We start from the raw sequence: 10465 nt of genomic DNA, 5'->3' as shown, positions 1-10465 counted from the left end.
GGCCTCGGCCGCCCCGTGCCCCCGCCCGCCGGTGGCTTCGGCCCGCCCGGCAGTGGCGACGCCGGTTACGGGGGCATGCCGGACGGCTCCTACGACGCCTACACGGACGAGGACTTCGCCAAACCGGGCGGCGGCCGTAAGTGGCTGAAGCGTTCCGTCTTCATCGTGCTCGCGCTGGCCGTGATCGGCGGCGGTCTGTACGGCGGCTACCGCTGGACGCAGACGCAGTACTACGTCGGCACGCAGGACGGACACGTCGCGCTGTTCCAGGGCATCAGCCAGGACCTCGCCTGGGTCTCGCTCTCGAAGATCGAGAAGAACCACCCCGAGATCGAGCTCAAGTACCTGCCGCCGTACCAGCGCAAGCAGGTCGAGGCGACGATCGCCGAGGGCAACATCGCCGACGCCCGCGAGAAGGTCGCCGAGCTCGCCGCCCAGGCCTCCGCCTGCAAGAAGGACGCGCAGCGCCGTGCGGCCGACGCCGAGAACCGGGCCCGTAAGGGCGAGGGCGAGGCCGGCGGCACCGCCGGGGCCCCCGCCGCCAGGACTTCCGCCACGTCCTCCGCCAAGGGGACCAAGCCGACCACCGCTCCCACTCCCGGCCCCAGCCTCTCGGAGGAAGAGAAGAAGCTGGTCCCGCAGTGCGGTAAGCAGTAAGCCGTAGGGGGCCTTCAGCACCATGAGCGTTGTCACCAACACGACCACCATCGGCGCGATCGACGCACCGAGCCGCCGCAACACCGAGCTGGCACTCGTCGTCTTCGCCGTCGCCATCTCGGTGTTCGCCTACGCCAACGTGGGCCTCGCCCTCAACGGTGAGCTGCCCTCGGGCATGCTCGGCTACGGAGCGGGCCTCGCCCTGCTCGGCGGCGTCGGCCACCTCGCGGTCCGGAGGTTCGCGCGGTACGCGGACCCCTTGCTGCTGCCCCTGGCCACCCTGCTCAACGGACTCGGCCTGGCGCTGATCTGGCGCCTGGACCAGTCGGAACGCTTCCAGGCCCTGGACACCTTCGTCCCCGCCGCCTCGAAGCAGCTGCTGTTCTCCGCCATCGGCGTGGGAATGCTGGTCGCGGTCCTCGCCATTCTCAAGGATCACCGCATCCTGCAGCGCTACACGTACATCTCCATGGTCGTGGCGCTGTTCCTGCTGATCCTGCCGATGTTCTTCCCCTCCGTGAACGGCGCCAAGATCTGGATCAAGATCCCGGGAGTCGGAACACTCCAGCCCGGCGAGTTCGCCAAGATCATCATCACCGTGTTCTTCGCGGGCTACCTGATGGTCAAGCGGGACGCGCTGGCCCTGGCCAGCCGCCGGTTCATGGGCCTCTACCTCCCCCGCGGCCGTGACCTGGGCCCGATCCTGATGGTCTGGGCGTTCTCGATCCTGATCCTGGTCTTCGAGACCGACCTCGGTTCCTCGCTGCTCTTCTTCGGCATGTTCGTCGTGATGCTGTACGTCGCCACCGAGCGCACCAGCTGGATCGTCTTCGGTCTGCTGATGTCCGCGGCCGGCGCGGTCGGCGTCGCCTCGTTCGAACGGCATGTCCAGGAGCGCATCACCGCCTGGCTCGACCCGTTCGCGGGCTGGGGCAAGCTGAACGCCAGTGAGCAGATGGCGAAGTCCCTGATGGCCTTCGGCTCCGGAGGCACCCTCGGGACCGGACTCGGCCAGGGCAACTCCGACCTGATCGGCTTCGCCGCCAACTCCGACTTCATCCTCGCCACGGTCGGTGAGGAGCTCGGGCTCGCCGGGATGATGGCCGTGCTCCTCGTCTACGGCCTGATCGTCGAGCGCGGAGTACGCACCGCGCTGGCCGCCCGCGACCCGTTCGGCAAGCTGCTCGCGATCGGCCTCTCCGGCTCGTTCGCCATCCAGGTGTTCGTCGTCGCCGGCGGCGTGATGGGCCTCATCCCGCTCACCGGTATGACGATGCCGTTCCTGGCGGCAGGTGGTTCCTCCGTGCTCGCCAACTGGGCCCTGATCGCCATTCTGATCAGAATCAGCGACACCGCCCGCCGCCCGGCTCCGGCCCCCTCCCCATCGACGGACGCCGAGATGACCCAGGTGGTCCGACCATGAACAAGCCCCTCCGTCGGATCGCGGTCTTCTGCGGCATCCTCGTCCTCGCCCTGCTCATCCGGGACAACTGGCTCCAGTACGTCCGTGCCGACGAGCTGACCAGCCACAAGTACAACCGCCGCGTCGAGATCGAGCGGTACGCCCACGAGCGCGGCGACATCATCGTCGACGGCAAGGCGATCACCGGCTCCGCCGAGACCGAGGACAGCGACTTCAGGTACAAGCGGGTCTGGAAGAACGGCCCGCTGTGGGCCCCCGTGACCGGCTACTCCTCGCAGGCCTTCGACTCCTCGCAGCTGGAGAACCTGGAGGACGGCATCCTCACCGGCAACGACGACCAGCTGTTCTTCGACCGGACGCTGTCGATGTTCACCGGCGACAAGAAGCGCGGCGGCAACGTCGTCACCACGCTGAACGGCGACGCCCAGAAGGCCGCCTTCAAGGGGCTCGGCGAGAAGAAGGGCGCTGTGGTCGCCCTCGACCCGAAGAGCGGCGCCATCCTCGCCCTCGCCAGCACCCCGTCGTACGACCCCTCGGTCTTCGCCGGCAACTCGCTCAAGGACTCGGACAACCGGCAGGAGCTCCTGAAGGACGAGGACAAGCCGATGCTCAACCGGGCCTTGCGCGAGACCTACCCCCCGGGCTCCACGTTCAAGGTCGTCACCGCCGCCGCGGCCCTGGAGAACGGGCTCTACGACGACATCGACGCCAAGACGGACTCGCCGCTGCCCTGGACGCTGCCGCAGTCCACCACGCCGCTCAAGAACGAGGGCAACATCCCCTGCGAGAACGCCACGCTGCGCGAGGCCCTGCGGGTGTCGTGCAACACCGTCTTCGGGAAGATGAGCGACGACCTCGGCAACAAGAAGATGATCGAGCAGACGGACAAGTTCGGCTTCAACAAGGAAGTCTTCACGCCCGTCCGCGCCGACGCGAGCATCTACCCCGAGGACAACAGGCCGCAGAACGCGATGGCCGGCATCGGCCAGGCGTCCAACCGGACCACCCCTCTCCAGATGGCCATGGTGGCCTCCGCGATCGCCAACGACGGCAAGCTGATGCAGCCGTACATGGTCGCCGAGCGGCAGGCGCCCAACCTGGACCCGGTCTACACGCACGAGCCCGAAGAGCTCAGCCGCGCGCTCTCCGGTGAGAACGCCCAGAAGGTCCAGCAGATGATGGAGACCGTCGTCAAGGACGGTACGGGAACCAACGCACGGATCCCCGGCGTCACAGTGGGCGGCAAGACCGGTACGGCACAGCACGGTCTGAACAACAGCGAGAAGCCGTATGCCTGGTTCATCTCGTACGCGAAGACCGACAGCGGCTCACCGGTCGCCGTCGCCGTCGTGGTCGAGGACGGCAACGCCAACCGGGACGACATCTCCGGTGGCGGGCTGGCCGCCCCCATCGCGCGCGACGTGATGAAGGCGGTCATCGACAGCAAGAAGTGAGACCTGCCACGGCGGCCGCCCGTCATACCGGACATCGGATACCGGTCGGATATCGGCTGCCGGGTGCGGGCTGATCACGTCACTCGTGCCCGGTAGCGTATGCGCGAACAGCGCACCGCCGCGGACCACACACGGGTGCGGTCGGGACTGACGGAGAGGGCTGGAACAGTTATGGAAGAGCCGCGTCGCCTCGGCGGCCGGTACGAGCTGGGCTCGGTGCTCGGCCGTGGTGGCATGGCCGAGGTCTACCTCGCGCACGACACCCGGCTCGGCCGCACCGTAGCTGTGAAGACGCTCCGGGCCGATCTGGCCCGTGACCCGTCGTTCCAGGCCCGGTTCCGCCGTGAGGCCCAGTCGGCCGCCTCGCTCAACCACCCCGCGATCGTCGCCGTCTACGACACCGGCGAGGACTACGTCGACGGGGTCTCCATCCCGTACATCGTGATGGAGTACGTCGACGGGTCGACGCTGAGGGAGCTGCTGCACTCCGGTCGCAGACTGCTCCCCGAGCGCACACTGGAGATGACGGTCGGCATCCTCCAGGCCCTGGAGTACTCGCACCGCGCCCAGATCGTCCACCGCGACATCAAACCGGCGAACGTCATGCTGACGCGCACCGGCCAGGTCAAGGTCATGGACTTCGGTATCGCCCGCGCCATGGGCGACTCCGGGATGACGATGACGCAGACCGCCGCGGTCATCGGCACCGCCCAGTACCTCTCCCCGGAGCAGGCCAAGGGCGAGCAGGTCGACGCGCGCTCCGACCTGTACTCCACCGGCTGCCTGCTGTACGAGCTGCTCGCGGTCCGGCCTCCGTTCGTCGGGGACTCCCCCGTCGCGGTGGCCTACCAGCACGTCCGGGAGGAGCCGCAGCCGCCGAGCAACTTCGACCCCGAGATCACGCCCGAGATGGACGCGATCGTGTTGAAGGCGCTCACCAAGGACCCGGACTACCGCTACCAGTCCGCCGACGAGATGCGCGCCGACATCGAGGCCTGTCTCGACGGCCAGCCGGTCGCGGCCACGGCGGCGATGGGCGCCGCCGGGTACGGGGGCTACGACGGCTACAACACCGATCAGCCCACCGCGGCCCTGCGCCCCACCGATCCGAACAACGCGCAGACCTCGATGCTGCCCCCGGTCAACCCGGACGACGGCGGCTACGGCTACGACGACCGCACGGGCCGCCGGCGCCAGCAGAAGAAGAGCAACACCTCGACGATCCTGCTGGTCGTCGCGGGCATCCTGGTGCTGATCGGCGCGATCCTGATCGGCCGGGTGATCTTCACCCCGACCAGCGACGACGGCCAGATCAAGGCCCCGAACCTGGTGGGCTCCACGGTGAAGGAAGCGGAGAAACTCGCGGCCAGAACCGACGTCACCGTGAAGGTCGGCGCCGAGGAGCCGTGCGAGGAGCAGGAGAAGGGCGAGATCTGCTCGCAGGATCCGGCGGTCGACGCGCTGATGGACAAGGACGGCACCGTCACGGTCGTCGTCTCCACCGGAGCGCCGAAGACCGAGGTTCCCAACGTCCTTGAGAAGTCCGAGGACGGCGCCCGCGAGGTCCTCGAGGAGAAGGGCTTCACGGTCAACGTCACCACGGAGGAGTCCGAGAAGACCGAGGGCACCGTGATCGAGCAGGACCCCAAGGGCGGCGCGAAGGCCGAGGAGGGGGCCGAGATCACCATCACCGTGGCCATGCAGACGACCGACCCGATGCCCGACGTGCGGACCCGTCAGTACGACGCCGCCGTGGCCCAGCTCAACCAGCTCGGGTTCACCAACGTCTCACGGGCCGACGTGGACTCGGAGAAGCCGGCCGGAGAGGTGGTCGAACAGACCCCCGCGGGCCCGAGCAAGCAGGCCAAGGACGTGCAGATCGTCCTGAAGGTCTCCAAGGGGCCGGCGCAGCCGGAGCAGGTCCAGATCCCCGGTAACATCGGCAACAGGCCGTACCAGGACGTGAAGGCCCAGCTCGAAGGGCTCGGCTTCGTGGTCGCGCTCTCCCAGGGTTCGGTCGACAAGCCGAACGCCAAGGTGATCACCAGCAGCCCGGCGCCGACCACCCAGGCGGACAAGGGCAGCACCGTCACCCTCGTGACCATCGAGGGCGGCGGGAACGGCGGAAACGGGAACGGCGGAGGCGGCCTCTTCGGAGGCATGGGCGACGACTGAGCCACCGCACCCCGCCCGGCACGGGAAGGGCCCCGGTCACCATGATGGTGACCGGGGCCCTTCCCGTGTGCGGCCGAGCGCGAGCGGCTGTCCCGCGGCGGCTCAGCGCAGTTCGACCGGCTTCGTGCGGTCCTTGTCGACCTTCTCCGTACGCTCCAGCTCGCCCCACACGATGTACCGGTACTTCGAGGTGTAGACCGGGGTGCAGGTCGTCAACGTGATGTAGCGGCCCGGCTCCTCGACGCCCGACTCCTCCGGGACCGGCTGGATCACGTCGACGTTGAACTTCGACGTCTCGGGGAGCGTCTTGTAGACCTTGTAGACGTACCAGGTGTCCTTGGTCTCGAAGACGACCGGATCACCGTTCTTCAGCTTGTGGATGTTGTGGAACTTCGCGCCGTGCCCGTCGCGGTGCGCGGCCAGCGTGAAGTTGCCCTCGTCGTCCCAGGGGAGGCCCGACTCGACCGGGTCCGTGTAGTAGCCCGCGATGCCGTTGTTGAGGGTCTCGGGGTCGGTGCCCTTCTTGACCAGCACCTCGCCGTTCTTCATGGCGGGCACGTGCAGGAAGCCGATGCCGTCCTTGGTGTCCAGGGCGCCCGGTCCGCCCGCCCACCTGCTGCGGACCGTGTCGCCCTGCTTGTCGGCCTCGCGGTCGGCGAGCACGTTGGTCCACCACAGGGAGTACGCGACGAACAGCGCGAGCACCAGGCCCGCGGTGATCAGCAGTTCGCCGAAGAGGCTGATGGCCGTCGCGACGGGGTGGCGGCCTCGCCGGCGGGCCGGGGGCGGGGAGGTGGACGTGTCGGCCCGCTCGTCGTGCTCGGTCCTCGCTGCCACCGCACCGTCCCTGTCGTGAGGATGTTCAGCCGACGAGCGCGTCGGGCTTTCCCTGGCTGCGCGGCCGTTCGTCGACCATCTTGCCCCAGACGATCATCCGGTAGGTACTCGTGAATTCCGGGGTGCAGGTCGTCAGCGTGAGGTACCGGCCCGGCCCCTTGAACCCGGAGCCCGCCGGTACCGGCGCGATCACCGAGATGTTGGACGGCGAGGTCTGCGGAAGGATGCCGGCCATCTCGTACGTGTAGTACGCGTCCTGCGTCTCGACCACGATCGGGTCGCCGGGGTTGAGCTTGTTGATGTAGCGGAACGGTTCGCCGTGGGTGTTGCGGTGACCGGCCACGGAGAAGTTGCCCTGCTTGTCGGAGGGCATCGCCGTCTTGAGCCTGCCCTCCCCGTAATGGCCGATCATCCCCCGGTCGAGCACCTTCTCCTTGTCGATGCCCTCGGCGATCGGGGCGACCACGTCCAGCTTGGGGATGTGCATGATGGCGAAGCCCTGACCGGGCTCGAACTCCCCGGGTTTCCGGTCGCCGTTGGCCCACTCGTCCTGGATCCGGTTGGTCTCCTTGCCGGCGATCTGCTCGGCCCGGATGTTGGTCCACCAGAGCTGGTAGGTGACGAACAGCAGCATCAGGACGCCCAGCGAGATGAACACCTCGCCGACCACCCGGCTGGCGACGACCGCCGGACTGTCCTTCGCCGCCTTCGCCGCGCGCCGGGCCTCCACCCGGGACATCGGAGCGGCCGGGGCGGCCGGGGCGGCCTGCTCCGCGACCGGTTCCGGGCGCCGCCGGCCGCGCCCCTTGGCCGCCCGCCGCCGCTCGGCCCGCCCGCCGGAGGGAGGGGGTCCGGGGCGGGCATCAGGGTCGGGCTCGGGCTCGGCCGGGATGCGGCTGATGACTTCGGTGCGGGGCTCGGCGGGCCCCCCGACGGCGGCGGCGATGACTTCGGTGCGCGGTTCGGCGGGGAGGTCCGGGGCCGGGGCCCGTTCCTCGGCCGGAGCTCTGCTCGCAGACGGCTCCTGGGGCCCGTACCAGTCGCGTTGGTACCCGGCGGGGTCGTACCACTCGTTCGGGGCTCCCTGGGGCTGCTGAGGCCCGTGGTGGGGCGCGTAACCGGCCTCGTGCGGCGGCGCCGCCGTGGGTACGTGTCCGAGCACGGGCTCCGGTACGTGTCCGAGCACGGGCCCAGGCCCGTACTCCGGCGCTCCGGGGCCCGGTCCGGGCGCCGGGCCCGTACCGGGTCCGGGCCCGGGTCCGTCCGCTCCCGGTCCGCCCGGGATGGTGCCCGCCCGGAACCACGGCGAGGTTCGCCCGCCGGGCAGCGGATCGTTGAGCGGGTCCGCGAGGCCGTCCACCGCCGCCACGAACGCGCCGTCGGCCCCGTACGCCCCTTGCGCGTAAGGGCCCTCCGGTCCGGCACCGTGTCCGGGGTGGCCTGCGGTCACGCGACGGCCTTGCCCACCACCGGCGCGAGCCCCGCCGACCGCGCGACGGCCCCCTGGTCCCCGCACTGTTCCAGCCAGTTGGCGAGCATCAGGTGTCCGTACTCGGTGAGCACCGACTCGGGGTGGAACTGCACGCCCTCCACCGCCCGGTCGCGGTGGCGCAGCCCCATGATGATGCCGTCCGCCGTGCGGGCGGTGACCTCCAGCTCCGGGGGCAGCGCGCCCGGTTCGGCGGCGAGCGAGTGGTAGCGCGTCGCGGTGAAGGGGGACGGCAGTCCGGCGAAGACCCCCTGGCCCTCGTGGGCCACGGGGGAGGTCTTGCCGTGCAGCAGCTCGGGGGCCCGGTCGACGACACCGCCGTACGCGACGGCCATCGACTGCATCCCCAGGCAGACGCCGAAGACCGGGACGCCGGTGTCCGCGCAGTGTCGCACCATCTCGACGCATACGCCGGCCTGCTCGGGCGTGCCGGGACCCGGCGAGAGCAGGACGCCGTCGAAGCCGTCCTGCGCGTGGGCGGTGGTCACCTCGTCGTTGCGCAGCACCTCGCACTCGGCCCCGAGCTGGTAGAGGTACTGGACGAGGTTGAAGACGAAGCTGTCGTAGTTGTCCACGACGAGAATGCGTGCGCTCACTGGTCGGCTCCTGCTCCACCGGCGCTCTCGCCGTCGACGGTCACGTCGCCGAACGGAAGCAGCGGCTCCGCCCAGGGGAACACGTACTGGAACAGCGCGTAGACGACCGCCAGAACCAGCACGAGCGAGATGACACCCCGCACCCATGCGTTGCCCGGCAGATGCCGCCAGATCCAGCCGTACATGCTGACCCCTCCATTCGGTACCCGCCCCAGACTAGAGGGCCGCGGCCGGGGAGGGGGTCGGCTGGGGAAAAGCCCGGGTCAGCCGGAAAGCTCCGGCGGCCTTCCGTCGCTCACCGGCCGCGTGGCGTCCAGATGCGCCCAGGCGATCAGCCGGTGGCTGCTGCCCCATTCCGGCTCGCAGGTGGTGAGCGTCAGATAGCGTCCGGCGTCCTCGAATCCGGAGCCGCGGGGCACCGGGTCGACGACGGCGGTGTCGGTGGGAACGGTCCGGTACGGCTTCTTCGCGATGCGGTACGTGAACCAGGTCGTGCCGTCGTTCACGACCACCGCGTCGCCGGGCCTCAGCTTCGGGAAGTCCTTGAAGGGGTCGCCGTACGTCCGCCGGTGCCCGGCCACCGCGAAGTTGCCCGTGTCACCGGGGCGGGCCGTTCCGCTGTAGTGCCCGAGCCCCTTCCGCAGGGTTCCGACCGCGGTGTTCTCCAGGACGGGCCACTCCCAGTCGGCGCCGAAGCGGGGGATGTGCATCATCGCGAAGGGTTTTCCGGCCCGGTACGGGACCGCGTTCGGGTTCTGGTTCGGTTCCGGGTTCCGTTCCGGGTCTTTTGAGGGGGAAGCCTCCGCGGAGGCGGGCGGCGGGGCCGGCGCCACGGGCTCCCGGGCCCACTGGCTCTGGAGGGTGTCGATCTCGCCCTCGGCCGCGTCGGCCGCTTTCACACCCGTCCAGAACAGGAAGTAGACGACGAAAAGGATGATCAGCGCACCCACGGTGATGCAGAGTTCGCTGAAGGTTCTGACGACGAGTCGCACCGACACCGGACGGCCTCCCCGGGGCTCAGCTCGGGCTCACTCCACAGGCTGTGCGTAATGGAGATCCACTGTGCCCGAGTACCCGGGAAGAGTCACCGCCTCGTTCTCGTCGACTTTCCAGCCCAGCCCGTACGCCTTCACGTACAGCAGGTAGTTCTGGATCGCGGTGGAGTCGTTGAGCGCCCGCTTGAGCTTGCCCGGGTCCCCGACCGCGGTGACCTTGTACGGCGGCGAGTAGACGCGGCCCTGGAGGATCAGCGTGTTGCCCACGCAGCGGACCGCGCTGGTGGAGATCAGCCGCTGGTCCATCACCTGGATCCCGCGCGCCCCGCCCTGCCACAGCGCGTTCACCACCGCCTGCAGGTCCTGCTGGTGGATGACCAGGTCGTTGGGCTGGGGTTCGGGGTAACCGGGGTTGGCGGTGGCGTCGGGGGGCGCGTCGTCGAGGGTCACGCTGACGGAGTCGCCGGTGATCTTCGTGGTGCCGGCCGCCTTCTCCAGCGCCTTCAGCCGGGCGTCCTCGGCCTTGGTGGAGCCGTCGTCCCGCTGGGCGAGGGCGTCGATGTCCGCGCGGGCGCCGGCGACCGAATCGTTCAGCTCGCCGTTCTTCTCGCTGCGCTCCCTGATCAGGTCGGAGAGCTTCAGCAGGGAGGAGTCGCTGCGCAGGTTGGTGCCCTTGGCGGTGTTGGCGCTGGTGACGAAGATCAGTCCGGCCAGGGCGAAAACAGCAGCGGTGAGCCCCCGGACCGCCCACGCGGAGGTGCGCCGGACCGGGCCTTCTGGGGAGTCCGCAGAATTGCTCAACGTACCCTTATCTCATCAGGCGCCAGAGAAGCACTACG

At 69.4% G+C, this 10465-nt stretch carries 9 protein-coding genes and 1 pseudogene; 4 read left to right on the top strand and 6 right to left on the bottom strand.

Annotation, left to right across the window (positions count from 1 at the left end; all coding sequences use genetic code 11):
- From CR470_RS00820 to pknB, 4 genes and pseudogenes are all read left to right on the top strand, one after another.
- Nucleotides 1–657 (top strand): annotated as a pseudogene (locus tag CR470_RS00820) (protein phosphatase); the annotation flags it as partial.
- Nucleotides 658–679: 22 nt separating this feature from the next.
- Nucleotides 680–2080 carry an FtsW/RodA/SpoVE family cell cycle protein gene (locus tag CR470_RS00815; protein WP_097865628.1) on the top strand — a complete coding sequence of 467 codons (1401 nt, stop codon included), beginning with the start codon at nt 680–682 and terminating at the stop codon, nt 2078–2080.
- Nucleotides 2077–3534, top strand: a complete 1458-nt coding sequence (locus CR470_RS00810; RefSeq protein WP_097865627.1) for a peptidoglycan D,D-transpeptidase FtsI family protein — start codon at nt 2077–2079, stop codon at nt 3532–3534. Before CR470_RS00815 ends, CR470_RS00810 begins: the two co-directional genes overlap by 4 nt.
- A gap of 171 nt (nt 3535–3705) precedes the next feature.
- On the top strand, nt 3706–5709 hold the full coding sequence (pknB, locus tag CR470_RS00805) for a Stk1 family PASTA domain-containing Ser/Thr kinase (protein ID WP_097865626.1): 2004 nt from the start codon (nt 3706–3708) through the stop codon (nt 5707–5709).
- Nucleotides 5710–5811: 102 nt separating this feature from the next.
- On the opposite strand, the gene CR470_RS00800 is transcribed toward pknB, so the two are convergent.
- The 6 genes from CR470_RS00800 to CR470_RS00775 form a co-directional block, all read right to left on the bottom strand.
- Complete coding sequence (locus CR470_RS00800) at nt 5812–6546, bottom strand: class E sortase (RefSeq protein ID WP_097865625.1); 735 nt, start codon at nt 6544–6546, stop codon at nt 5812–5814.
- A gap of 25 nt (nt 6547–6571) precedes the next feature.
- Nucleotides 6572–7996: a class E sortase gene (locus CR470_RS00795; protein WP_097865624.1), complete on the bottom strand. Its 1425-nt coding sequence runs from the start codon at nt 7994–7996 to the stop codon at nt 6572–6574.
- Nucleotides 7993–8631, bottom strand: a complete 639-nt coding sequence (locus CR470_RS00790; protein WP_097865623.1) for an aminodeoxychorismate/anthranilate synthase component II — start codon at nt 8629–8631, stop codon at nt 7993–7995. Before CR470_RS00790 ends, CR470_RS00795 begins: the two co-directional genes overlap by 4 nt.
- Nucleotides 8628–8816, bottom strand: coding sequence for a hypothetical protein (locus tag CR470_RS00785; protein WP_003967905.1), 189 nt, complete (start codon nt 8814–8816; stop codon nt 8628–8630). The genes CR470_RS00790 and CR470_RS00785 overlap by 4 nt, the downstream gene beginning before the upstream one ends.
- Nucleotides 8817–8894: 78 nt before the next feature.
- On the bottom strand, nt 8895–9629 hold the full coding sequence (locus tag CR470_RS00780; RefSeq protein ID WP_097865622.1) for a class E sortase: 735 nt from the start codon (nt 9627–9629) through the stop codon (nt 8895–8897).
- Between the two features lie 30 nt (nt 9630–9659).
- On the bottom strand, nt 9660–10427 hold the full coding sequence (locus CR470_RS00775) for a DUF881 domain-containing protein (protein ID WP_097865621.1): 768 nt from the start codon (nt 10425–10427) through the stop codon (nt 9660–9662).
- Between the last annotated feature and the right edge of the window lie 38 nt (nt 10428–10465).

It is taken from the genome of Streptomyces sp. rh34, assembly GCF_002551245.1.
GTDB lineage: Bacteria > Actinomycetota > Actinomycetes > Streptomycetales > Streptomycetaceae > Streptomyces.
The sequence above is the reverse complement of the archived record's forward strand: the minus strand, read 5'-3'. Positions and strand labels throughout refer to the sequence as shown.

Excerpts from the sequence above, each read along its gene's own strand:
- pknB (WP_097865626.1), top strand. The coding sequence starts at position 3,706 with ATGGAAGAGCCGCGTCGCCTCGGCGGCCGGTACGAGCTGGGCTCGGTG.
- CR470_RS00815 (WP_097865628.1), top strand. The coding sequence starts at position 680 with ATGAGCGTTGTCACCAACACGACCACCATCGGCGCGATCGACGCACCG.
- CR470_RS00810 (WP_097865627.1), top strand. The coding sequence starts at position 2,077 with ATGAACAAGCCCCTCCGTCGGATCGCGGTCTTCTGCGGCATCCTCGTC.
- CR470_RS00785 (WP_003967905.1), bottom strand. The coding sequence starts at position 8,816 with ATGTACGGCTGGATCTGGCGGCATCTGCCGGGCAACGCATGGGTGCGG.